This window comes from Streptomyces gobitricini, from assembly GCF_039532985.1.
GTDB classification, from domain to species: domain Bacteria; phylum Actinomycetota; class Actinomycetes; order Streptomycetales; family Streptomycetaceae; genus Streptomyces; species Streptomyces gobitricini.
This window is the reverse complement of sequence record NZ_BAAASR010000002.1, coordinates 325,086-349,656: the sequence shown is the minus strand read 5'-3', so window position 1 is coordinate 349,656 and position 24,571 is coordinate 325,086. Positions and strand designations below refer to the sequence as shown.

Here is a 24,571-nt window from a genome sequence, read left to right as displayed (position 1 = left end):
GCCTCGTACCCCCGCCGTCGCGGCACCGGTCCGGGCGCTGTCGGCGGGGCTCCGTAGACTGGTCCCGTGAGTGAGCAGCCCCCGTCCAGCGACAGCGACGACTTCGACGAGATCGTGGAAGCCGCAACCGACCTCCCCCAAGCTCTCGACTCCGATCGAGCAGGGGACACCCCCGCCCCCGACCTGGCGGTGATCGAGGCCGGCAGCCGTACGCTGCGCGCGCAGGCCGGCCCGCCCCAGGCGGACGAGGCGGTGCCCGCGCGGCCCGCCGACCCGGAGGTGGACAAGGCGCTGCGGGAGGTGGAGCAGGAGCTGGCCACCCGCTGGGGCGAGACCAAGCTGGAGCCGTCGGTGACGCGGATCGCGGCGCTGATGGACGTGCTGGGCGAGCCGCAGCGCGCGTACCCCTCGATCCACATCACCGGGACCAACGGCAAGACGTCCACGGCCCGGATGATCGAGGCCCTGCTCGGCGCGTTCGACCTGCGCACCGGGCGGTACACCTCGCCGCACGTGCAGTCGATCACCGAGCGGATCAGCCTCGACGGCGCGCCGATCAGCCATGAGCGGTTCATCGAGACGTACCGGGACATCAAGCCGTACGTCGAGATGGTCGACTCGTCCCAGGAGTACCGGCTGTCCTTCTTCGAGGTCCTCACCGGTATGGCGTACGCCGCGTTCGCCGACGCCCCCGTGGACGTGGCGGTCGTCGAGGTCGGCATGGGCGGCAGCTGGGACGCGACGAACGTGATCGACGGCGACGTCGCCGTCGTCACCCCCATCGACCTGGACCACACGGACCGGCTCGGTACGACGCACGCCGAGATCGCCGGCGAGAAGTCCGGGATCATCAAGCAGGGCGCCACCGTCATCCTGGCGCAGCAGCCGGTGGACGCGGCGCAGGTGATGCTCAAGAAGGCCGTCGAGGTCGACGCGACGGTGGCCCGCGAGGGCATGGAGTTCGGCGTCGTCTCGCGCGAGGTCGCCGTCGGCGGGCAGCTGCTGACGCTGCGCGGGCTGGGCGGTGAGTACGGGGAGATCTTCCTGCCGCTCTACGGCGCGCACCAGGCCCACAACGCGGCGGTGGCGCTGGCGGCGGTGGAGGCGTTCTTCGGCGTGGGCGCCCAGGAGGCGCGGACGCTGGACGTGGACCGCATCCGCGGGGCGTTCGCCTCGGTGGTCTCGCCGGGCCGCCTGGAGGTGGTGCGGCGCAGCCCGACCGTGGTGCTGGACGCCGCGCACAACCCGGCGGGCGCGCGGGCCACGGCCGAGGGCATCAGCGAGGCGTTCGGTTTCTCCCGGCTGGTCGGTGTCGTCGGCACGAGCGGGGACAAGGACGTCCGGGGCCTGCTGGAGGCGTTCGAGCCGATCTTCGCGGAGGTCGTCGTCACGCGGAACTCAAGCCACCGCGCGATGGACGCGGACGAGCTGGCCGCGATCGCCGTCGAGGTCTTCGGCGACGAGCGGGTGGTGGTCGAGCCGCGTCTGCCCGACGCGCTGGAGGCGGCGATCACTCTGGCGGAGGAGGAGGACGAGTTCGCGGGGGCGGGCGTCCTCGTGACGGGGTCGGTGATCACGGTCGGCGAGGCCCGGCTGCTGCTCGGGAAAGGCAGAGGTTTCTGATGCGTACGCTCTGCGCGTCCACGCTGATCGGCGAGTTCTTCGTGATCGGTTTCGCCGGGCTGGTGGCCATGAAGGACGACAGCCTGTCGATGGGCACCGTCTGGACGGTGTGCGGCGTTCTCATGGCCCTGAGCGTGCTGCTGTGCGGCATGATCACCCGGCCGGGCGGGATACAGCTCGGCTGGGCGCTCCAGGTGGCGCTGATCGCGAGCGGTTTCGTCGTGCCGGTCATGTTCTTCCTGGGCGCGGTGTTCGCGGGGCTGTGGTGGGCGTCGGTCCACTTCGGCCGCAAGATCGACGAAGCCAAGGCCGCCTGGGCGGCCCAGCCGGAGCAGCCCTGACGGGGCGGCGTCACCCGTCCGGAGGCCCGGGGGCGGAGCTTTTTCCCCGCCTCGCCCCGCCCCGCACGTCCCGGGCCGGTGCCCTTCGCGGGTGACCCGCCGCGTGGGCGCAGGCCCCGGCACCCGCCCCGAGCCACCGGCGGCCGAAGGCGCCTCTCCCCAGGCGGGCCGCGCCAGGAACGGCGTACCGGCGCCGGGAACCCGGGACCCCGTGCCGTACCGCCGTATGGCCCCTGTAGCCTCGCCTCACCGCACATGGATGCCTGCAAGGAGCCGTACACACATGACCCAGCGCACGCTCGTTCTTCTCAAGCCCGACGCCGTACGCCGCGGCCTGATCGGCGAGATCATCGGTCGTATCGAGCGCAAGGCCGGATGGGCCATCACCGCGCTGGAGCTGCGCCACCTGGACCAGGACACGCTGGAGCAGCACTACGGCGAGCACAAGGGCAAGCCCTTCTACGAGCCGCTGGTCGCCTTCATGTCGTCCGGGCCGGTCGTCGCCCTGGTGGTCGAGGGCGAGCGGGTCATCGAGGGCGTACGCCAACTGGCGGGACCGACCGACCCGATCGCCGCGGCGCCCGGGTCCATCCGTGGTGATTTCGGCACCATCGTCCGGGAAAACCTGATCCACGCCTCGGACTCCGAGGAGTCCGCCATTCGGGAACTGAAGATTTTCTTCCCCGGCATTTCCTGACCCGCTGTCAGCCATACAGCGCTCATGACCTGGGGCGACCGAAGGAATTTCGGTCGCCCTTCGGCATATGACCGCACCGACCGGGAACGCATCCGTCCGACATCTCGTCACCTATACAGAGGCGGGCCACCGCGCCGAGTCCGCGCAGGCGGGACTACGATGTGAAACTCCTCGCCACACCACCCACCTCGCCGACCTGAGAAGCCGTCAACGCTCTAATTGGGAAGGCCCGACGCATCCTCATGGGAAACAAGGGGAACTCAATGTCGTTCATCGGCCGTGACATGGCTGTCGACCTCGGGACCGCCAACACGCTGGTGTACGTGAGGGGTCGCGGCATCGTCCTCAACGAGCCGTCCGTCGTCGCGATCAACACCAACACCGGCGGCATCCTCGCGGTCGGCGCCGAAGCGAAGAAGATGATCGGCCGGACGCCCGGCAACATCGTGGCTGTCCGGCCCCTGAAGGACGGCGTGATCGCCGACTTCGAGATCACGGAGCGTATGCTCCGCTACTTCATCCTCAAGATCCACAAGCGCCGTTACCTCGCCCGCCCGCGGGTCGTCGTCTGTGTGCCCTCGGGCATCACCGGCGTCGAGCGCCGCGCCGTCATCGAGGCGTCCACCCAGGCGGGCGCCCGCCAGGTGCACATCATCGAGGAGCCCATGGCCGCCGCCATCGGCTCCGGCCTCCCGGTCCACGAGGCCACCGGCAACATGGTCGTCGACATCGGTGGCGGCACCACCGAGGTCGCCGTCATCTCGCTCGGCGGAATCGTCACGGCACAGTCCATCCGGGTGGCCGGCGACGAACTGGACAACGCGATCATCCAGCACGTCAAGAAGGAGTACAGCCTCCTCCTCGGCGAGCGGACCGCCGAACAGATCAAGATCACCATCGGTTCCGCGTACGACCTCGAGACCGACGAGCACACCGAGATCCGCGGCCGGGACCTCGTCTCCGGGCTCCCCAAGACGGTCGTCATCTCGGCCGCCGAGGTGCGCAAGGCGATCGAGGAGCCGGTCAACGCGATCGTCGACGCGGTGAAGACCACCCTCGACAAGTGCCCGCCGGAGCTCTCCGGCGACGTCATGGACCGCGGCATCGTCCTCACCGGCGGCGGCGCCCTGCTGCGCGGCCTCGACGAGCGGCTGCGCCGGGAGACCGGCATGCCGATCCACATCGCCGAGGACCCGCTGGACTCGGTGGCGCTCGGCTCCGGCAAGTGCGTCGAGGAGTTCGAGGCGCTCCAGCAGGTGCTGGACGCCCAGCCGCGCAGGTAGCCGGTGCTCACGGGTCAGCCGTACGGGTGCTGCCGGACCCGTACGGCTGATCGTTGATCCGGTTGGTATAACGGCACGAGAGTTTCCGACGAGATTCCTACGAGGAAGGCACGGCCGCCCCACGTGAGGGACACACGAGAGAGCCGGCTGCTCCTGGTGCTGCTGGTCGCCATCGCGTTCGCACTGATCACGGTGGACATCCGCGGTGGCGAGGAGTCACCCGTCGACGGCGCCCGACGGGCGGCCGCCACGGTCTTCGGCCCGGTCGAGAACAGCGTCGCGTCCGCCGTCAACCCGGTCGGCAACGCCATCGCGGCCGTAAGGGACTCGGGCGAACGCCACGACCGCATCGCGGAGCTGGAGCGGCAGAACGCCGCGCTCAAGGCGAAACTCGGCAGCGACGACCGCAACCGCAGCCGCGTGCGCGAACTCGACAACCTGCTGAAGAAGGCCGGCGCCGGCCAGTACGGCATCAAGGCGGCGGAGGTCATCGCCATAGGAGCCGCCCAGGGCTTCTCCTGGACGGTCACCATCGACGCCGGCTCCAACGACGGCGTCAAGCGGGACATGACGGTCATCAACGGGGACGGGCTCGTCGGCCGCGTCACCACCGTCGGCCCGAGCACCTCCACGGTGCTCCTCGCCAGCGACCCGGACTTCACCGTCGGCACCCGCATGGAGAGGTCCGACGAGCTGGGCTTCGCCACCGGCCAGGGCGACCGCCCGCTGTCCGTGCAGCTCCTCAACGGCAAGGCCAAGGTCAAGCCGGGCGACCGGCTCGTCACCTTCGGCTCGCGGGCCGACAAGCCCTTCGTGCCCGGCGTCCCGGTCGGCGAGGTCGTCCGCGTCGACCCCTCCACCGGCAACCTGACCCGCACCATCCTGGTGCGTCCGTACGTCGGCTTCAGCAAGCTCGACGTCGTCGGCGTCGTCGTCCAGGCCCCGCGCACCGACCCCCGCGACGCCGTCCTGCCGCCCAAGCCCACACCCGAGCCGACCGTCACGGTCACGGCGACCCCGACCCCGTCCGGGGCGCCCAGCGGTGCCCCGAGCGGGCAGCCGGAGGGGGAGTGACCATGATGCTTTTCAACCGGATCCTGCTCTCGACGACGCTGGTCGTCGTCGCCCTCGTCGTCCAGGTGTCGATCCTGGCCCGCCTCCAGCTCCCCGGCGCCGTCCCCGACCTCCTCCTGCTCGTCGTCGTCGCCCTCGCCCTGGTCTACGGACACGTCAGCGGCGCCCTCATCGGCTTCGGCGCCGGGCTCCTCGTCGACCTCGCCCCGCCCGCCGACCACGCCGTCGGACGGTACGCCCTGGTGCTGTGCGTCATCGGCTACCTCGTCGGCCTCGCCAAGCCGGAGAACGGCCAGCTGCGCTCCGCCACCGGCCCGATGGCCATCGTGGTCGCCGCGGCCGTCGGCTCGACCCTGTTGTACGCGGGCGTCGGCGCCCTCGTCGGTGACAACGCGGCCCGCCACGTCGGCCTGGTCTCCCTGCTGATCACCGCCGTGATCTACGACCTGCTGCTCGCGCCCTTCACCGTCCCCCTGATCATGGCGCTCGCCAGACGCGCCGAGAACGATCCCCTCGCCGAGTCCACCGGCACCGGCACCGACGTCGCCTCCGGCTTCCTGGCGAACGGAACCGGCCTGAGGATCGGCGAACAGCGCGGCGTACTGCGCATGAGGGCCGCCCGCAACCGGGCGGCACGGGCCGGACGCATCAAGGGCGTCAAGCGACTGTGACCCAGGGGGCAACCGCGTCATGAGCAACATCCCCGAGACCGGGCGGACCCCCCGGGTCCAGATCCGGCTCATCGTGATCCAGGTCCTGGTCCTCTCCCTGCTCCTCACCCTCGGCGGCCGCCTCTGGTACCTCCAGATCCGGCAGGGCAAGGAGTACACCGACGAGGCGAAGAACAACCACGTCCAGCAGGTCGTCCAGCCCGCCGTGCGCGGCGCCATCCTCGACGCCCGCGGCGTCCCCCTCGCCGACAACGAGACCCGCCTCGTGGTCTCCGCGTCCCGTACCGACCTTCTGAAGATGAAGGACGACGGCAAGGGCGTCCTCACCCGGCTGGCCGGCGTCCTGGGCATGAAGCCCAAGGAGGTCATGGACAAGATCCGCCTCTGCGACTCCGAGACGCCCCAGCCCTGCTGGAACGGCTCACCCTTCCAGCCGATCCCGGTCACCGCCGAGGCCACCACCCAGCAGGCCCTCCAGATCCGCGAACGCGCCGAGGACTTCCCCGGCATCACCGCCGAACCCACCGCCGTACGCCGCTACACCGCGCCCGGCGGCGCCCGCACCGCGCAGGTCCTCGGCTACCTCTCACCCGTCACCGACGAGGAGATCGAGAAGGCCAAGGACTCCGACTCGCCGTTCCTCCGCTCCGACATGGTCGGCCGCTCCGGCCTCGAACGCACCTACGACAAGGCGCTGCGCGGCAAGGCCGGGGTCACCCGGTACGAGGTCGACAACCTGGGCCGGGTCCTCGGCGAGGCGGAGAGCGACCCGGGCCGGCCCGGCTCCACGGTCGTCACCAGCATCGACGCCCGGGTCCAGGCCGTCACCGAGTACGAGCTCCACCAGGCGATGAAGACCGTCCGGAAGGAGACCGACAAGATCACCGGCCGCCCGTACAAGGCCGACGCGGGCGCCGTCGTCGTCATGGAGTCCAAGACCGGCCGGGTCGTCGCCATGGCCTCGCAGCCCGACTACGACCCCAACGCCTGGGTCGGCGGCATCTCCGGCAAGGAGTACGCGAAGCTCACCGGCAAGAACTCCAACTACCCGCTGCTCAACCGGGCGATCCAGGGCCAGGCACCGGCCGGCTCCATCTTCAAGGTGATCTCGGCGAGCGCCGCCGTGCGGGCCGGCTACCCCTTCGACGGCAGCTACAACTGCAGCAGCTCCTACAGCCTCGGCGGCCGCAGCTTCGCCAACTTCGAGTCCAAGGGCCACGGCCCCATCTCCCTCGGCGAAGCCCTCAAGTTCTCCTGCAACACCGTCTTCTACGCCCTCGGCCACAAGGAGTGGCAGAAGGACGGCGGCCTCAAGCCGAAGAAGGACGCCCACGACTGGTTCTACCGGACCGCCCGTGAGTTCGGCCTGGGCTCCGAGACCGGCATCGACCTGCCGAACGAGGTCAAGGGCCGCATCCCGGACCGCCAGTGGAAGCAGTCGTTCTGGCAGGCCAACAAGGACTCGTGGTGCAAGCAGGGCAAGAAGGGCGGCAGCTACGTCGAGCAGATCGCCTACGAGAGCTGCCTCGAAGGGAACCAGCTGAAGGCCTTCGACAGCATCAACTACGCCATCGGGCAGGGAGACGTCCTCGTCACCCCCGTCCAGATGGCCACCGCCTACGCCGCCATCAGCAACGGCGGCACCCTGTTCAAGCCCACCATCGGCAAGGCCGTGATCAGCCCCGACGGCAAGAAGGTCGAGGAGATCAAGCCCCGGGCCGGCGGCCGGCTGCCGGTCGACGCCGAGACCATCAGCGACCTCGACAAGGGCCTGAAGTCCGTCGTCGAACCCGGCGGCACCGCCGCGTGGCGGTTCGGCGGCTGGCCACAGGACAAGATCCCCATGCGGGCCAAGACCGGCACCGCCCAGGTCTACGGCAAGCAGACCACCTCGTGGTTCGCGACGTACACCGACGACTTCACCATCGTCATGACGATCTCCCAGGGCGGTACGGGCTCCGGCGCCTCCGGCCCCGCGGTACGGAACATCTACGACGCCCTCTACGGCCTCGACGACGCAGGCAACCAGGACCTCAAGCGCGCCCTGCTGCCCAAGCCGCAGGCCGAACTGCCCAGGATCCAGCCGGACGGCTCCATCGACGCCCCGGTCGTCAAGCCGTACGACCCCGAGGCCCAGAAGGTCGACCCGGCCCAGCAGGGCGAAGGGGAACAGCAGCTCGCGGGCCCGCCCCCGGTCTGGAGGGACTGACCCACGATGGCCGGAACCAACAACTTCTCCGTCTCGCGCTACGCGCCCGACCGCGGCGCCTGGGGCAGACTCACCGCCCGCGACTCGATGGTGCGCAGGCTCGACTGGCCGCTGCTCTTCTCGTCGGTCGCCCTGTCCGTCATCGGCTCGCTCCTGGTGTGGTCCGCGACCCGCAACCGCACCGAACTCACCCAGGGCGACCCGTACGCCTTCCTCATCCGCCACGTCCTCAACACCGGCATCGGGATCGCCCTGATGATCGGCACCATCTGGCTCGGCCACCGCACCCTGCGCGGGGCGGTGCCGGTGCTGTACGGACTGTCCGTGGTGCTCGTCCTGCTCGTCCTCACCCCGCTCGGCGCCACCATCAACGGCGCGCACGCCTGGATCGTGATCGGCGGCGGGTTCTCCCTCCAGCCCTCCGAGTTCGTGAAAGTCACGATCATCCTGGGCATGGCGATGCTGCTGGCCGCCAAGGTCGACGCGGGCGACCAGCTCCACCCCGACCACCGCACGGTCGCCAAGTCCCTCGGCCTCGCCGTCCTGCCGATGGCCATCGTCATGCTGATGCCCGACCTCGGCTCCGTCATGGTCATGGTCGTCATCGTGCTGGGCGTGCTGCTCGCCTCCGGCGCCTCCAACCGGTGGATCTTCGGCCTCATCGGCGCGGGCCTCGTCGGCGCGGCGCTCGTCGCCGCGCTCGGCGTCCTCGACCAGTACCAGATCAACCGGTTCGCCGCCTTCGCCAACCCCGAACTCGACCCCGCCGGCGCCGGCTACAACACCAACCAGGCACGCATCGCCATCGGATCCGGCGGCCTGTACGGGGCGGGACTCTTCAACGGCCACCAGACCACCGGCCAGTTCGTCCCCGAGCAGCAGACCGACTTCATCTTCACCGTCGCCGGCGAGGAACTCGGCTTCATCGGCGGGGCCACGATCATCGCGCTCCTCGGCGTGGTGCTGTGGCGGGCCTGCCGGATCGCCCGCGAGACGACCGAGCTGTACGGCACGATCGTCGCCGCCGGGATCATCGCCTGGTTCGCCTTCCAGTCCTTCGAGAACATCGGCATGACGCTCGGCATCATGCCGGTCGCCGGACTGCCCCTGCCGTTCGTGTCGTACGGCGGGTCGTCGATGTTCGCGGTATGGGTGGCGATCGGACTGCTCCAGTCGATCAGGGTGCAACGACCACTTGCGGCCTAGACCGCATGAACCCGCCCGCCCGGGGCACTTAGATTCGAATGATGGCGGACACGAAGCGCGAGATCGAGCGGAAGTACGAAGCCTGCCCCGGCACCCGGCTCCCGGACCTCACCGGCGTACGCGGTGTATCGGCGGTCCTCGACCAGGGCGTCGCCGAGCTGGACGCCGTCTACTACGACACCGACGACCTCCGCCTCGCCGCGGCGTCCATCACCCTGCGCCGCCGCACCGGCGGCAAGGACGCGGGCTGGCACCTCAAGCTGCCGGTCTCCCCCGGAGTGCGCGACGAACTGCACGCCCCGCTCGGTGACGACGTACCCGGCTCCCTGGCCGGGCTGGTCCACGCCCGCACCCGCGGCGCCCCGCTCGTCCCCGTGGTACGCCTCCGGTCCCGTCGCGACCTGCGCCACCTCGTCGACGGCGACGGCGCCCTGCTCGCCGAGGCGGGCACCGACACGGTCCGCGCCGAGCGCCTCGCCGGCGGGGACGGCGGCACCGTCGAGTGGACCGAGATCGAGGTGGAACTCGCCGACGACGGCGACCCCGCCTTCCTCGACGCGGTCGACAAACGACTGCGCAAGAAGGGCATCAAGCCCTCCGGTGCGGCGTCCAAGCTCGCCAAGGCGCTCCACGACACCGGATGGCGGCCCACGCCGCCCCAGGAGGACGGCACCGCCGGCGGCCGCGTCCTCGCCCACCTGCGCGACCAGGCCGACAAGCTCGCCACCTACGACGCCGCCGTACGCCGCGACCTGCCCGACTCCGTCCACCGGATGCGCGTCGCCACCCGCCGCCTGCGCAGCGCCTTCCGCACGTACCGGAAGATCCTCGACCCGGCCGTCACCGGCCCCGTGGCCGACGAGCTGAAATGGCTGGCCCGCGAACTCGGCGTCGACCGCGACCAGGAGGTCCTCGCCGAACGGCTCACCGCCGCCGTCGACGCGGTGCCCGTCACACTGCTCCTCGGGCCGGTCAAGGGACGCCTGCGCGCCTGGGGCGGCGCCGGCCGGGCCGGATCGCGCGACCGCACCCTCGCCGTCCTCGACAGCGACCGCTACACCGCCCTCCTGAACTCCCTCGACGCGCTGCTCGCCGACCCGCCGCTGCGCCGCGCCGCCCGGAAGGACGCCGACGCGGTGCTGGCCCGCGCCATCCTCAAGGACCACGAGCGGCTGGCCGCCCGCATCGACCGCGCGCTCGCCCTCCCCGCCGGCCCCGGCCGGGACGTCGCCCTGCACGAGGCCCGCAAGGCCGCCAAGCGCGCCCGGTACGCCGCCGAGACCGCCGCCCCCGTGCTCGGCGGGCCCGCGCGGCGGTTCGCCAAGCGGGTGAAGGCCGTACAGAAGGTCCTCGGTGACCACCAGGACAGCGTCGTGGCCCGTGACACCCTCCGCGACCTCGCCGTCCAGGCCCACCTGTCGGGGGAGACCGCCTTCACCTGGGGCCTGTTGTACGGCCGGGAGGAGGCGCGGGCGGCGGAGCGCGAAAGGGAGCTTCCCGAGGTGTGGGCGAGGGCGGTACCGGGAAAACTACGGCGGATCTGACCTTCGACGCGCCGGGGTACGCTTGAGAGTCGCCCCCTGCCAGCTCATGAAGGTCTCTGATGTCCGAGTCGGTCTTCCCACAGCTCGAAGCTCTGCTCCCGCACGTGCAGAAGCCCATTCAGTACGTCGGCGGTGAGCTGAACTCCACCGTCAAGCCCTGGGACGAGTGCGACGTGCGCTGGGCGCTCATGTACCCGGACGCCTACGAAGTCGGGCTGCCCAACCAGGGCGTCATGATCCTCTACGAGGTGCTGAACGAGCGCGAGGGCGTGCTCGCCGAGCGTACGTACAGCGTGTGGCCCGACCTCGAAGCGCTGATGCGCGAGCACCAGGTGCCGCAGTTCACCGTGGACAGCCACCGGCCGGTCAAGGCGTTCGACGTCTTCGGGCTGAGCTTCTCCACCGAACTGGGCTACACCAACATGCTCACGGCCCTCGACCTGGCGGGCATCCCGCTGGAGTCCAAGGACCGCACGCTCGACGACCCGATCGTGCTCGCGGGCGGCCACGCGGCCTTCAACCCCGAGCCGATCGCCGACTTCATCGACGCCGCGATCATCGGTGACGGCGAGCAGGCCGTGCTCGACATGACCGCGATCATCCGCGCCTGGAAGGCGGAGGGCCGGCCCGGGGGCCGCGAGGAGGTCCTCTTCCGCCTCGCGAAGACCGGCTCCGTCTACATCCCCGCGTTCTACGACGTCGAGTACCTCCCCGACGGCCGCATCGGCCGCGTCGTACCGAACAAGTCGGGTGTCCCGTGGCGCGTGTCCAAGCACACCGTCATGGACCTCGACGAGTGGCCCTACCCCAAGCAGCCGCTCGTCCCGCTCGCCGAGACCGTCCACGAGCGGATGAGCGTGGAGATCTTCCGCGGCTGCACCCGCGGCTGCCGTTTCTGCCAGGCCGGCATGATCACGCGCCCCGTGCGGGAGCGAAGCATCACCGGCATCGGCGACATGGTCGAGAAGGGCCTCAAGGCGACCGGCTTCGAAGAGGTCGGCCTGCTGTCGCTGTCCTCCGCCGACCACTCCGAGATCGGCGACATCGCCAAGGGCCTCGCCGACCGGTACGAGGACGACAAGATCGGCCTGTCGCTGCCGTCCACCCGCGTGGACGCGTTCAACGTCGACCTCGCCAACGAGCTGACCAGGAACGGCCGTCGCTCCGGTCTGACCTTCGCCCCCGAGGGCGGCTCCGAGCGGATGCGCAAGGTCATCAACAAGATGGTCTCGGAGGAGGACCTGATCCGGACCGTCGCCACCGCGTACGGCAACGGCTGGCGCCAGGTGAAGCTGTACTTCATGTGCGGTCTGCCCACCGAGACCGACGACGACGTCCTGCAGATCGCCGACATGGCGATGAACGTCATCCAGAAGGGCCGCGAGGTCTCCGGCCAGAACGACATCCGCTGCACGGTCTCCATCGGTGGCTTCGTGCCCAAGCCGCACACCCCGTTCCAGTGGGCCCCGCAGCTCTCCGCCGAGGAGACCGACGCCCGCCTGGAGAAGCTCCGCGACAAGATCCGCGGCGACAAGAAGTACGGCCGCTCCATCGGCTTCCGCTACCACGACGGCAAGCCCGGCATCGTCGAGGGCCTCCTGTCGCGCGGCGACCGCCGTGTGGGCGCCGTCATCCGCGCCGTCTACGAGGACGGCGGCCGCTTCGACGGCTGGCGCGAGCACTTCTCCTACGACCGCTGGATGGCCTGCGCGGAGAAGACGCTGCCCGGATTCGGCGTGGACGTCGACTGGTACACCACCCGGGAACGCACCTACGAGGAGGTCCTGCCCTGGGACCACCTGGACTCCGGTCTCGACAAGGACTGGCTCTGGGAGGACTGGCAGGACGCCCTCGACGAGACGGAGGTCGAGGACTGCCGCTGGACGCCGTGCTTCGACTGCGGGGTGTGTCCTCAGATGGACACGCACATCCAGATCGGTCCCACCGGCAAGAAGCTGCTGCCGCTGACCGTCGTCAAGTAGCCGCGTAACGTCCGCGCAACGGCCCGGCCGGGGGAGAAACCCCGGGCCGGGCCGTTGCGTCCTTCGCGGCATGGACGTGGAGAAGAGTGAGCCCGGGGGATGCCTGGCGGCGGCCGTCAGGATCCCGGTACGGATCGTGGTGCTGCTCGTCGTCCTGCCCGTACGCGTGGTGTGGGACGCCCTGACCCTGTGCGGCCGGGGACTGGACCGGGTCGTGCTGCGGCCGCTCGGGCGGGTGCTGTACGTGCTGTTCGTCACCCCGCCGGTGTGGCTGTACGCGTACGTCCTCGTGCCCGTCGGCCGCGCGCTGGCGTGGCTGGCCCGGGCGCTGGTGACCTACGCGCTCGTGACGCCGGCCGGATGGCTGTACCGGTGGGTTCTCGGGCCGCTCGGGAACGCGCTCGTGTGGCTGATGGAGACCTTGGTCGTGGCACCGGCGCGGTGGCTGTACCGCTACCTGCTGACACCGCTCGGGCGCGGTGCCGCCTGGCTGGCGAAGTCGCTGTTCGTGTGGCCGTGGGTGGCGCTGTGGCGGTACGTCGTCGTGCCCGTCGTACGGTACGGAATCGTCGTCCCGCTGGTGTGGCTGTGCCGCCGGGTGCTCCTCCCGCCGGTCGTGTGGTTCCACCGGTGGGTGCTCGGGCCGCTCGGGCGGGTGCTCGTGGCCGCCGGGCGGGAGGTCCGGGACGCGGTCGTGGTGGCGTGGCGCGTCGCCGGGTACATCTCCCGGGCCCTGGGACGCGCGCTGAAGTGGCTGGGGTGGAACCTGGTGGGCCGGCCGGTCGCGTGGTGCTACCGGAGCGTGTGCACACCGGTCGGGCACGCGCTGCGTGACCACCTGTGGCGGCCGGTGCGCGCCGCCGCCGCCGGGGCGGGCCACGCCGCCCGGACGGCGCTCGCCTCGGCCGCCGGAACGGTGCGTCGCGCCCGGCGGAACGCGTGGCGGGCGCCGGCCGGCGGACCGGCCGCCGGGCGGGCTGGGGAACCGGCCGGAGTCCCGGCGCGTAGTCTGGGTAGTACAACGACCGCACCTGGCGTGGCGCCCGCATCCGAGATCTCCCTGCGAAAGCGGGGGTGAGCCGGGCGGGACCCCCGGGAGCCGCCCGAATTTCGTGGGCGGAGCGCCACCGCGCCCGCCCCGCACCGAGGAGAAGAACCACTGGGCAAGCGACAGCCCGAAGGCCCGCCGCCCGCACCGGCAGTGCAGCGCGTTCGTCTGCGCTACACCAAGCGCGGCCGCCTCCGGTTCACCAGCCACCGCGACTTCCAGCGCGCCTTCGAGCGCGCGCTGCGCCGCGCCGAGGTGCCCATGGCGTACTCGGCCGGCTTTACTCCGCACCCCAAGGTCTCGTATGCCAATGCCGCCCCCACCGGCACGGGCTCCGAGGCCGAGTACCTGGAGATCGCGCTCACCGAGCAGCGGGACCCGGGGAAGCTGCGCGAGCTGCTCGACGAGTCACTGCCGGACGGACTCGACATCACCGACGCCGTCGAGGCCCGTACGTCGGGTCTCGCCGACCGGCTGACCGCCTCCGTCTGGGAACTGCGCCTGGAGGGGGTGGCGGCCGAGGACGCCGAGCGCGCCGTCGCCGCCTTCCTCGCCGCCGACACCGTCGAGGTGCAGCGCAGGACGAAGAACGGGATGCGCACCTTCGACGCGCGGGCCGCCGTGGCAGGACTGGAAGCCACTCCCGCGCCGTCTGATAGGCCCGGGCAGGGCCCCTGTGCGATACTGCGGCTGGTTGTTCGGCACGTGACACCTGCCGTGCGACCCGACGACGTCCTGTCCGGTCTCCGAGCTGTGGCCGACCTGGCGCCGCCGGTCCCCGCAGCGGTGACCAGGCTGGCGCAGGGGCTCTTCGACGAGGAGTCCGGCACGGTGACCGACCCGCTCGCGCCCGACCGCGAGGCAGTCACGGCCGCCCCACAAAAGGCCGCCGGACCCGCCGCCGCCCCGGAGCCGACAGGTGCAGGTTCCGCGTAGGGCGGTCGTCGCACCGCGGCCCTGGTACTCGGGAGCCACCTGGGTCGGGCCGCGTACACCCACAAGAGACTTTCGCCAGGCCGTGCGTACAACGCGTACGGAACCGGCGAGCCAGACATAACAGCTCCCGTGCGGCGCCGCGCCAGACGCGGCGCCCGGGAGCGTGACGGGAGAACCGCCCGCATGCTCGAGCCGAACGAAACCGGCGCCACCGCCGGTAACCACAACGAGGAGAACACCTCTCCCAGCGACACGCTGCCGCCGCGCCGCCGTCGCCGCGCCGCGTCGCGCCCCGCGGGCCCGCCGGTGACGGCGAGCGCCGGGGACTCCCCGGCCGGTGAGGTCGTCGTCGAGGCGCCCGCGGCCGAGGTGGCCGATGTGGCCGCCCTCGCCGAGGCCCCCAACGACGCCGCCGAGCCCGCTCCGGCGCGTTCGCGCCGCCGTGCGACGCGTAAGGCGACCGCTCCGGCGGGTGCCCCGCAGGTGGCGGAGGCGCTCGTGGAGGAGCCGCAGGCCGCCGCGCCGCAGGCCCCGGCCGCGGAGGCCGCTGTCGAGGAGCCCGAGGCCGCTCCGGCGCGTCCGCGCCGCCGTGCGACGCGTAAGGCGACCGCTCCGGCCGGTGCCCCGCAGGTGACGGAGGCGCCCGTCGAGGAGCCCCAGGCGCCGGCCGCTGAGGAGCCCGAGGCGACTCCGGCGCGTTCGCGCCGCCGTGCGACGCGTAAGGCGACCGCTCCGGCGGGTGCCCCGCAGGTGGCGGAGGCGCCCGTCGAGGAGCCGCAGGCCGCCGCGCCGCAGGCCCCGGCCGCGGAGGCCGCTGTCGAGGAGCCCGAGGCCGCTCCGGCGCGTCCGCGCCGCCGTGCGACGCGTAAGGCGACCGCTCCGGCCGGTGCCCCGCAGGTGACGGAGGCGCCCCTCGAGGAGCCCCAGGCCGCCGCGTCCTCCTCCGAGGCCCCGGCCACGGAGGCCCCGGCCACGGAGACCCCGGTCTCGGAGGCCCCGGTCGCCGAGGAGCCGGAGCCCGAGGCCGCACCGCGCCGTACCCGTCGCCGGGCCACCCGTAAGGCCACCGCGCCCGCCGGGTCGCCCGCGCGGGCCGAGACGGCCGAGGACGAGGAGGCCGCCGAGGCGGGTGAGGGCCTGCCGGCCGCCACCGTCGCGCAGATCTCCTCCGACGAGGCCGGACCCGAGGTCGCCGCCGCCGAGGAGGCCGCCTCCCGAGGCCGTACCCGCCGCCGCGCCGGCGCCCCGCAGTTCACGGCCGAGCCGGTCAAGAAGGCGGAGTCCCGTGGCCGCCGCGCCACGCGGCCCGCCGTGCCGGTCTTCCAGGCCCCGGTCTTCGCCGAGCCGATGTTCCAGACGCCGGAGACCGCAGCTGCCGCGGCCGCCGCCGAGGCCGCCGGGCAGGAGGAGCCCGAGGAGGCCGTCGAAGCGCCCGTGGCCGAGGTCGCCGCCGAGCAGCCCGAGACCGGCGGCCGTCGCCGTCGCCGTCGCCGTGGCGAGCCCGCCGGGCCGGCCACCGAGGCCGCGCCGGCCCGTACGGCCCCGGAGGCCGTAACCGGCGCCGGAACCGACGCCGAGGCCGAGAACGATGTGGAGGCCGAGGCGGAGCCGGAGGCCGCCGAGGGCGAGGAGACCGACGAGTACGGGGACCGCCCGTCGCGCCGCCGCCGCCGTGGCGGCCGCCGTCGCCGCCGGGGCGAGGCCACCGAGGCGGAGGAGGCCGAGGAGGCCGACCACGCCGATGCCGAGGGCGCCGAGGAGCCGGAGGACGAGGAGCAGGACGAGGAGGCCGAGGAGCACGAGGCCGGCACCCCGTCCGCCGCCGGTACCAGCAGCTCGCGCCGCCGCCGTCGCCGTCGCCGTCGCAGCGGTGACGCGGGTGCCGAGGCGGAGACGCCCGGCGAGGAGGACGGCGTCCGTACGGTCGTCAAGGTCCGCGAGCCGCGTCCCGCCCGGGAGAAGGCGGAGCCGTCCGACGAGGTGCAGTCCATCAAGGGCTCGACCCGTCTGGAGGCGAAGAAGCAGCGCCGCCGCGAGGGCCGCGAGCAGGGCCGCCGCCGGGTGCCGATCATCACCGAGGCGGAGTTCCTGGCGCGGCGCGAGGCCGTCGAGCGCGTGATGGTCGTCCGCCAGAGCGGCGAGCGCACCCAGATCGGCGTCCTCGAGGACAACGTGCTCGTCGAGCACTACGTCAACAAGGAGCAGGCGACCAGCTACGTCGGCAACGTCTACCTGGGCAAGGTCCAGAACGTCCTGCCGTCCATGGAGGCCGCGTTCGTCGACATCGGCAAGGGCCGCAACGCCGTCCTGTACGCCGGTGAGGTCAACTTCGAGGCCCTCGGCATGGCCAACGGGCCGCGCCGTATCGAGACCGCGCTCAAGTCGGGCCAGTCCGTCCTGGTCCAGGTGACGAAGGACCCGATCGGCCACAAGGGCGCCCGTCTCACCAGCCAGGTCTCGCTGCCCGGCCGGTACCTGGTGTATGTGCCCGAGGGCTCCATGACCGGTATCAGCCGCAAGCTGCCCGACACCGAGCGGGCCCGGCTGAAGACCATCCTCAAGAAGATCGTTCCCGAGGACGCGGGCGTCATCGTGCGCACCGCCGCCGAGGGGGCGAGCGAGGACGAGCTCCGCCGTGACGTGGAGCGTCTGCAGGAGCAGTGGGAGGACATCCAGAAGAAGGCGAAGAGCGGCAACGCCCCGACCCTTCTCTACGGTGAGCCCGACATGACCGTCCGGGTCGTCCGCGACATCTTCAACGAGGACTTCTCGAAGGTGATCGTCAGCGGCGACGAGGCGTGGAAGACCATCCACGGGTACGTGTCGCACGTCGCTCCCGACCTGACGGACAGGCTCCAGCGCTGGACGTCGGAGACCGACGTCTTCGCGACCTACCGGATCGACGAGCAGCTGATGAAGGCGCTGGACCGGAAGGTCTGGCTGCCGTCCGGTGGTTCGCTGGTGATCGACAAGACCGAGGCGATGATCGTCGTCGACGTCAACACCGGCAAGTTCACCGGCCAGGGCGGCAACCTGGAGGAGACCGTCACCAGGAACAACCTGGAGGCGGCCGAGGAGATCGTGCGCCAGCTGCGGCTGCGCGACCTGGGCGGCATCGTCGTCATCGACTTCATCGACATGGTGCTGGAGTCGAACCGGGACCTGGTGCTGCGGCGTCTGCTGGAGTGCCTGGGCCGGGACCGTACGAAGCACCAGGTCGCCGAGGTCACCTCGCTGGGCCTGGTGCAGATGACCCGCAAGCGGGTGGGGCAGGGGCTGCTGGAGTCCTTCTCCGAGACCTGCGTCCACTGCAACGGCCGTGGCGTCATCGTGCACATGGAGCAGCCGGCCACCGCCGGTGGCGGCGGCAACGGCGGCAAGCGGTCCAAGAAGCGGGGCCGTGCCGCCGAGGCGGAGCCGGAGACGACCGGCGCCGAGGCGGAGACCGAGACGGAGACCGAGGCCGAGGTCGCGGCGGAGGTCGCCGCCCCGGTGGCGGTCGAGGAGCCGTTCCGTCCGGACGAGGAGCTGTACTCCAGCGTCGCGGAGGCCGAGGCGGCCGCGGGCCGTGGCCGTTCGCGCCGCCGGGCGTCCCGCAAGGCGACCGCTCCGGCCGGTGCGCCGAAGGCCGCCGAGGAGCCGGAGCCGCGGCCGGGCGTCGCCGAGGTGGCCCCGGAGGCCATCGAGGTGCAGGCGCTTCCGGCGCTCGCCACCGCGGCCGCGGAGACGGCCGCCGAGGAGGCGGCCCCGGTCGCCGAGGCTCCGCAGGGCCGTACCCGTCGTCGTGCCACCCGGAAGGCGACCGCCCCGGCGGGCCCGCCGAAGCCGGTGGTGGCCGATGAGGAGCCCGCGCCCGCCCCGGCCCAGCCCGCGCCCGCCCCGGCCCAGCCGGAGCCGGCCCAGGCCGAGCAGGTGCGGGAGCCGCGGTCCGAGCCGGTCCAGGCCGGGCAGCCGGTCGCGGAGGAGGCCCCCGTGGCCGCCCCGCCGCGTGCGCGCCGCAGGGTGGTCCGTAAGGTCACCGCTCCGGCCGCTTCACCGGCGGGTGCCGCGGAAGCCGCGGTCATCGTCGTGAGCAGTGGCTCCACGGCGGAGCCCAAGACCGACGAGGCCCCGGCGGCCGAGCCGTCGGAGGCACCGGAGGCCCAGGCACCGGAGGCCCAGGCACCGGAGGCCCAGGCACCGGAGGCCCAGGCACCGGAGGCGGAGGCCGCCGAGTCCGAGGCTCCGGTGAAGAAGGCCACGGCGCGCAAGACCGCCAAGAAGGCCCCGGCGAAGAAGGCCGCCGCCAAGAAGACGGCTGCCAAGAAGACGACCGCGGCGAAGAAGACGACGGCCAAGAAGACGGCCACCAAGTCGGCGACGAAGACGGCGAAGACGACGAAGACGGCGAAGGCCACCAAGTCGGCGTCGAAGGAGACCGTCCAGGCCGAGCAGTAGGCAGGACGGCCCCGGTTCGCCGTGACAGCGGTCACGGCGAACCGGGGCCACCTGACTGCCGAACAGTTGGTGAGCACGGACCGAACGTTCCACGTTCCGCCCCGGATTAACCGGGGCGGAACCGGGGATTTTGTTTCGGAATCGATGCCTCCAACGGTTAACGGCCCCGAAATTGACCAGGAAATTCCTGATAATGTGACGCCGGTCGCTGCCGTCGGCGGGCCCCGCCCGAAGACTACGGTCGGTGACCGACCCGGTTGAGGGACAGACCGGTCCCAGCATTCCTCGGTAGGGCGTCGGCATCGCGCCGGAGGGGTAAGCGCGGCCTTGTTAGCCTCCGCAACACCCTTCAGACCTCTGCCACAAAGAGCTCTTGCGGTGTTCAAGGAGGACGTCCATGCCGAGCATCAACGAGCAGCCCATCCCCGCTGCCCGCCCGGTCATCGGTGAAGAAGAGATCGAGGCCGCCGTGCGCGTGCTGCGCACCGGCCGCGTCGTACAGGGTCCGGAAGTCGCCGCCTTCGAGGAGGGATTCTCCGAGCTGGTGGACGGGCGCCACTGTGTCGCCGTCAACTCCGGTACGTCGGCGCTGCACCTCCTTCTGATGGCGCTGAACATCGGCCCGGGCGACGAGGTGATCGTCCCGTCCTTCTCGTTCGCCGCCTCGGCGAACGCGGTCCGCCTCGTGGGCGCCGACGTCGTCTTCGTCGACATCGAGGCCGACAGCTTCAACATCGACCCGGCCGCCGTCGAGGCCGCCATCACCCCGCGCACCGCCGCGATCATGCCGGTCCACATCTACGGCAACCCGGCCGCCATGGACAAGATCATGGCCATCGCGGAGAAGCACAAGCTCGCGGTCGTCGAGGACGCCTGCCAGGCACACGCGGCGGCCCTGAACGGCACGCCGGTCGGCGCGTTCGGATCCGGCGGCACGTTCAGCTTCTACCCGACGAAGAACATGCACTCCCTCGAGGGCGGCATGATCTCCACCGCCGACGCCGAGACCGCCCGCACCCTGCGCCTGCTGCGCAACCAGGGCATGGAGCAGCGGTACGCCAACGAGATCGTCGGCGCCAACATGCGCATGACCGACGTCGCCGCCGCCGTCGGCCGCGTCCAGCTGTCCAAGCTGCACGGCTGGACCGAGACGCGCATCGCCAACGCCGCGTACCTCACCGAGAACATCACCGCGCCGGGCATCGTCACCCCCGTGGTCGCCGAGGGCGCGCGGCACATCTACCACCAGTACACGATCCGTGTGAAGGGTGGCGAGGGCGCGCGTGACGCCGCGATGGCGAAGCTCACCGAGGCGGGCGTCGGCAACGCCGTCTACTACCCGACCCCGATCCACCGCCTGAAGCCGTACTGGGAGCCGGACCAGAAGGCCGGCCGGAACTGGGACCTGCCCGAGACGGAGAAGGCGGCCGCCGAGGTCGTCTCGCTGCCCGTGCACCCCTCGCTGACCCAGAACGACCTTGAGCGCATCGTCGCCGCCGTGAACGCGCTGGGAGAGAACCTGTGACTGCTGCTGGACTGCGGGCCGGTCTGATCGGCCTCGGCTCGATGGGCCGCCACCACGCCCGGGTACTGGCCGGACTGGACGGTGTGTCCCTCGTCGGCGTCGTCGACCCGATGGGCGACAAGAACGGCTGGGCCCAGGGCGCACCCGTCCTGTCCACCGTCGAGGAACTGATCTCGCTCGGCATCGACTACGCCGTCGTCGCCTGCCCGACCGCGCTGCACGAGGAAGTCGGCCTGAAGCTCGCCGGCGCCGGTGTCCACGCGCTCATCGAGAAGCCGGTCGCCGACACCGTCGACGGCGCCCGCCGCCTCGTCGAGGCGTTCGAGTCGCGCGGCCTGGTGGCCGGCGTCGGCCACATCGAGCGCTGCAACCCGGCGCTGCGGTCCCTGCGTTCGCGCCTGGAGGCCGGGGAACTGGGCGACGTGTACCAGGTCGTCACGCGCCGCCAGGGCCCGTTCCCGCACCGCATCGCGGACGTCGGCGTGGTCAAGGACCTCGCGACCCACGACATCGACCTGACGGGCTGGGTCACCGGCCAGCAGTACACGTCGATCGCCGCGCACACCGTGTCGAAGTCGGGCCGTCCGCACGAGGACATGGTCTCCGCCGTCGGTCAGCTCTCCGACGGCACGATGGTCAACCACCTCGTCAACTGGCTGAGCCCGCTGAAGGAACGCTTCACGTCGGTCACCGGCGAGAAGGGCTGCTTCATCGCCGACACCCTCACCGCCGACCTCACGTTCTACTCCAACGCCGCCATCGCCACCGAGTGGGAGGCGCTGCGCGCGTTCCGCGGCGTGTCCGAGGGCGACATGATCCGCTACGCCATCCCCAAGCGCGAGCCGCTCCTCGTCGAGCACGAGCTGTTCCGGGACGCCGTCCTCGGCGAGTCGAACGACATCTGCACGCTGCGCCAGGGCCTGCGTACGGTGGAGGTGGCCGCGGCCGTCATCGACTCCGCCGACCGCGGTGTCACCGTGCGGCTCACCCCGGAGGACGTGGCCAGTTGACCACACCCGATGTCACCGTCGTGGTAGCCGTGTACAACACGATGCCGTACCTCACCGAGTGCCTGAACTCGCTGGTGGGGCAGAGCATCGGGCTGGACCGGCTCGAGGTCGTGGCCGTCGACGACGGCTCGACCGACGACAGTGGCCGGGAACTGGACCGCTTCGCGGAGAAGTACCCGGACACTGTCAAGGTGATCCATCAGGCCAACTCCGGTGGCCCGGCTGCTCCCAGCAACCGGGCCCTGGAGCTGGCCACCGGTCGTTATGTGTACTTCATCGGCTCCGACGACTACCTGGGCCGCGAGGCTCTGGGGCGCATGGTCGCCTGCGCCGACAAGCACGGCTCCGACGTCGTCGTCGGCAAGATGGTCGGCACCAACGGCCGTTACGTCCACCAGGCGCTCTTCAAGAAGAGCGACCCGGACATCTCGCTGTACGACTCGGCCCTGCCGTTCACGCTGGCCAACACCAAGCTCTTCCGCCGTGAGCTGGTGGAGAAGTACGACCTGCGCTTCCCCGAGGACCTGCCGGTCGGCTCCGACCAGCCGTTCACCCTGGAGGCGTGCGTACGGGCCGCGAGGATCTCGGTCCTGGCGGACTACACGTACTACTACGCGGTCAAGCGCGGCGACGCCAGCAACATCACCTACCGGGCGAACCACCTGTCCCGGCTGCGCTGCACCGAGCGGATCATGCACTTCGCGGCCTCGCTGATCGAGGCGGGCCCGCGGCGTGACGCGGTCCTCAAGCGCCACTTCACCTGGGAGCTCGCCAAGCTCGTCCAGGACGACTTCCCGGCGCTGGACGCGGTGACCCGCACGGAGGTGTGCGCGGGCATCGCCAAGCTGGCGGACGAGTACTTCACCGACGAGCTGCGCGACTCGATGGACGTCAAGCGGCGGGTGCGCATCTGCCTGGCCCGGCGCGGCGCCGTCGAGGAGCTCGTACGGGCCATCGAGGACGAGGCCGCGCACGGCTCACCGCCGCTGCTGCTGGAGGACGGCCGGGCGTACGTCCGGTACCCCGGCTTCCGCGACCCGGCGGTGGGGCTGCCCGACCGCGTGTACGAGGTGATCGGCGAGTCCGTTCCGGGCCGGCTGGCCGAGGGCGCGTCGCTGGTGTCGGCCGAGTGGGACCAGAACGGCGACGACATGGCCGTCGACCTGACGGTACGGGTCGGGCTGACCGGCGAGACCGGCTCCGCCGTCGTGAGGCTCGCCACCAAGGCCATGCCCAAGAGCGCCGACAAGCCCGGCGCCCGCAGGCTCCCCGTGGGCCGCGAACTGCCCGCCCCGGTGGGGGAGTGCACCCGCGAACCGACCGAGGACGGCGAGGGCACCCTGCTGACCGCCCGTATCCCGGTCCAACCGAAGAGCGCCAAGCTCGGCGTGCGCGTGTACGCCGACGTGGCAGGCTCGACGTACGAGATCCCCGTGCCGGTCCGGGGCCGGCCGCTGCCCCTGGCCCGGCGCTGGCGGGAGAGGATCCCGTACCGGATCTCCGCCAACGCCAACCCCAAGGGGCGGCTGGTGATCACCACGGCTCCGCTCTGGGAGCCCTCGCCCGGCGTGGGCAAGCGACTGCGTCAACTGATGTCCCGTGTGAAGAGGAAACTGACCCGATGAATATCTGTGTAGTCGCGCTCGGCAAGATCGGCCTGCCGCTCGCCGTGCAGTTCGCCGCCAAGGGCCACAAGGTCATCGGCGCCGACGTCAACGAGAAGGTCGTCGAGCTGGTCAACGCCGGCACCGAGCCCTTCCCCGGCGAGCACGACCTCGACCGGCTGCTGAAGCAGACCGTCGACGCCGGTCTGCTGTCCGCGACCACCGACACCGCGGCCGCCGTCGCCCAGTCCGAGGCCGTCGTGGTCGTCGTCCCGCTGTTCGTGGACGCCGAGGGCACCCCCGACTTCGGCTGGATGGACTCCGCCACCAAGGCCATCGCCAAGGGCCTCAAGCCGGGCACCCTCGTCTCCTACGAGACCACCCTGCCGGTCGGCACCACCCGCACCCGCTGGGCTCCGATGCTGGAGGAGGGCTCCGGCCTGACCGCGGGTGAGGACTTCCACCTGGTGTTCTCCCCGGAGCGCGTCCTCACCGGCCGGGTCTTCGCCGACCTGCGCCGCTACCCCAAGCTCGTCGGCGGCATCGACGAGGCGTCGGCCCAGCACGGCGTCGAGTTCTACGAGCAGGTCCTCGACTTCGACGAGCGCGACGACCTGCCGCGCGCCAACGGCGTGTGGGACCTGGGCACGGCCGAGGCGTCCGAGCTCGCCAAGCTGGCCGAGACCACGTACCGCGACGTCAACATCGGTCTGGCCAACCAGTTCGCCCGGTTCGCCGACCAGCAGAACATCGACGTCCTGAAGGTCATCGAGGCCTGCAACTCGCAGCCCTACAGCCACATCCACCAGCCGGGTATCGCCGTCGGCGGCCACTGCATCCCGATCTACCCGCGGATGTACCTGTGGAACGACCCGGAGGCCACCGTCGTGCGTTCGGCCCGCGAGGCCAACGCCGCGATGCCCGAGTACGCCGTCGACCTGCTGGCCGCCGCCTACGGCGACCTGAAGGACGTGAACGTGCTCGTGCTCGGCGCCGCCTACCGGGGTGGCGTCAAGGAGACCGCGTTCTCCGGCGTCTTCGGCACCGTCGAGGCCCTCAAGGCCCGCGGCGCCGTCCCGTACGTCTCCGACCCGATGTACACGGCCGACGAGCTGGCCGCGCACGGCCTCACCCCGCACCGGGGCGAGAAGGTCACCGCCGCGGTCCTCCAGGCCGACCACGCCGAGTACAAGGAGCTGGCCGCCTCCGACCTGCCGGACGTCACCGTCCTGGTCGACGGCCGCCGCACCACGGACCCGGCCCGCTGGGAGGGTGTCCGCCGCGTCGTCATCGGCGGCTGACCCCCCGCGACACCGCACGTCCCGACCCTGGCCCTGCCCCGCACACCCCGCGGGGCGGGGCCGACGCGCAGAAGGTTTCC

General features: G+C 71.6%; 17 protein-coding genes. All 17 read left to right on the top strand.

Translation table 11 applies throughout. The features are described from left to right. The first annotated feature begins 66 nt into the window (after nucleotides 1-66). The 17 genes from folC to ABD347_RS02420 all read left to right on the top strand — a co-directional run bounded on the left by folC (nucleotide 67) and on the right by ABD347_RS02420 (nucleotide 24,491). Nucleotides 67-1,623: a bifunctional tetrahydrofolate synthase/dihydrofolate synthase gene (folC, locus tag ABD347_RS02500; RefSeq protein ID WP_344355830.1), complete on the top strand. Its 1,557-nt coding sequence runs from the start codon at nucleotides 67-69 to the stop codon at nucleotides 1,621-1,623. Beyond that, the gene (locus ABD347_RS02495) at nucleotides 1,623-1,964 is read left to right on the top strand and encodes a DUF4233 domain-containing protein (protein WP_344355828.1); all 342 of its coding nucleotides are present in this window, start codon (nucleotides 1,623-1,625) and stop codon (nucleotides 1,962-1,964) included. The genes folC and ABD347_RS02495 overlap by 1 nt, the downstream gene beginning before the upstream one ends. Before the next feature lie 283 nt (nucleotides 1,965-2,247). After that, the gene (gene ndk, locus ABD347_RS02490; RefSeq protein WP_064069522.1) at nucleotides 2,248-2,661 is read left to right on the top strand and encodes a nucleoside-diphosphate kinase; all 414 of its coding nucleotides are present in this window, start codon (nucleotides 2,248-2,250) and stop codon (nucleotides 2,659-2,661) included. A gap of 263 nt (nucleotides 2,662-2,924) precedes the next feature. Beyond that, on the top strand, nucleotides 2,925-3,944 hold the full coding sequence (locus ABD347_RS02485) for a rod shape-determining protein (RefSeq protein WP_344355825.1): 1,020 nt from the start codon (nucleotides 2,925-2,927) through the stop codon (nucleotides 3,942-3,944). 123 nt (nucleotides 3,945-4,067) lie between these two features. Then, nucleotides 4,068-5,018 carry a rod shape-determining protein MreC gene (gene mreC / locus ABD347_RS02480; RefSeq protein WP_344355824.1) on the top strand — a complete coding sequence of 317 codons (951 nt, stop codon included), beginning with the start codon at nucleotides 4,068-4,070 and terminating at the stop codon, nucleotides 5,016-5,018. A gap of 5 nt (nucleotides 5,019-5,023) precedes the next feature. Beyond that, the gene (mreD, locus tag ABD347_RS02475) at nucleotides 5,024-5,689 is read left to right on the top strand and encodes a rod shape-determining protein MreD (RefSeq protein WP_344356349.1); all 666 of its coding nucleotides are present in this window, start codon (nucleotides 5,024-5,026) and stop codon (nucleotides 5,687-5,689) included. Nucleotides 5,690-5,708: 19 nt separating this feature from the next. After that, a complete protein-coding gene (gene mrdA / locus ABD347_RS02470; protein ID WP_344355822.1) occupies nucleotides 5,709-7,898 on the top strand; it encodes a penicillin-binding protein 2 in 2,190 nt (729 codons plus the stop codon). A 6-nt stretch (nucleotides 7,899-7,904) separates the two neighbouring features. After that, nucleotides 7,905-9,104: a rod shape-determining protein RodA gene (rodA, locus tag ABD347_RS02465; protein WP_344355820.1), complete on the top strand. Its 1,200-nt coding sequence runs from the start codon at nucleotides 7,905-7,907 to the stop codon at nucleotides 9,102-9,104. A gap of 41 nt (nucleotides 9,105-9,145) precedes the next feature. Further along, nucleotides 9,146-10,648, top strand: a complete 1,503-nt coding sequence (locus tag ABD347_RS02460) for a CYTH and CHAD domain-containing protein (RefSeq protein ID WP_344355818.1) — start codon at nucleotides 9,146-9,148, stop codon at nucleotides 10,646-10,648. A gap of 59 nt (nucleotides 10,649-10,707) precedes the next feature. Beyond that, nucleotides 10,708-12,630: a TIGR03960 family B12-binding radical SAM protein gene (locus ABD347_RS02455; protein WP_344355816.1), complete on the top strand. Its 1,923-nt coding sequence runs from the start codon at nucleotides 10,708-10,710 to the stop codon at nucleotides 12,628-12,630. A 70-nt stretch (nucleotides 12,631-12,700) separates the two neighbouring features. Continuing rightward, nucleotides 12,701-13,708 carry a hypothetical protein gene (locus tag ABD347_RS02450; RefSeq protein WP_344355814.1) on the top strand — a complete coding sequence of 336 codons (1,008 nt, stop codon included), beginning with the start codon at nucleotides 12,701-12,703 and terminating at the stop codon, nucleotides 13,706-13,708. A 123-nt stretch (nucleotides 13,709-13,831) separates the two neighbouring features. Next, the gene (locus ABD347_RS02445) at nucleotides 13,832-14,614 is read left to right on the top strand and encodes a TIGR03936 family radical SAM-associated protein (protein WP_344355813.1); all 783 of its coding nucleotides are present in this window, start codon (nucleotides 13,832-13,834) and stop codon (nucleotides 14,612-14,614) included. A 183-nt stretch (nucleotides 14,615-14,797) separates the two neighbouring features. After that, nucleotides 14,798-19,051, top strand: coding sequence for an Rne/Rng family ribonuclease (locus ABD347_RS02440; protein ID WP_344355811.1), 4,254 nt, complete (start codon nucleotides 14,798-14,800; stop codon nucleotides 19,049-19,051). 397 nt (nucleotides 19,052-19,448) lie between these two features. Further along, nucleotides 19,449-20,576 (top strand): DegT/DnrJ/EryC1/StrS family aminotransferase, encoded by a 1,128-nt coding sequence (locus ABD347_RS02435; protein WP_344355809.1) that lies wholly within the window; start codon nucleotides 19,449-19,451, stop codon nucleotides 20,574-20,576. After that, on the top strand, nucleotides 20,573-21,586 hold the full coding sequence (locus ABD347_RS02430) for a Gfo/Idh/MocA family protein (RefSeq protein WP_344355808.1): 1,014 nt from the start codon (nucleotides 20,573-20,575) through the stop codon (nucleotides 21,584-21,586). Before ABD347_RS02435 ends, ABD347_RS02430 begins: the two co-directional genes overlap by 4 nt. Next, nucleotides 21,583-23,211 (top strand): glycosyltransferase family 2 protein, encoded by a 1,629-nt coding sequence (locus tag ABD347_RS02425; protein ID WP_344355805.1) that lies wholly within the window; start codon nucleotides 21,583-21,585, stop codon nucleotides 23,209-23,211. The genes ABD347_RS02430 and ABD347_RS02425 overlap by 4 nt, the downstream gene beginning before the upstream one ends. Continuing rightward, nucleotides 23,208-24,491: a nucleotide sugar dehydrogenase gene (locus ABD347_RS02420; protein WP_344355803.1), complete on the top strand. Its 1,284-nt coding sequence runs from the start codon at nucleotides 23,208-23,210 to the stop codon at nucleotides 24,489-24,491. Before ABD347_RS02425 ends, ABD347_RS02420 begins: the two co-directional genes overlap by 4 nt. The last annotated feature ends 80 nt before the right edge of the window (nucleotides 24,492-24,571 follow it).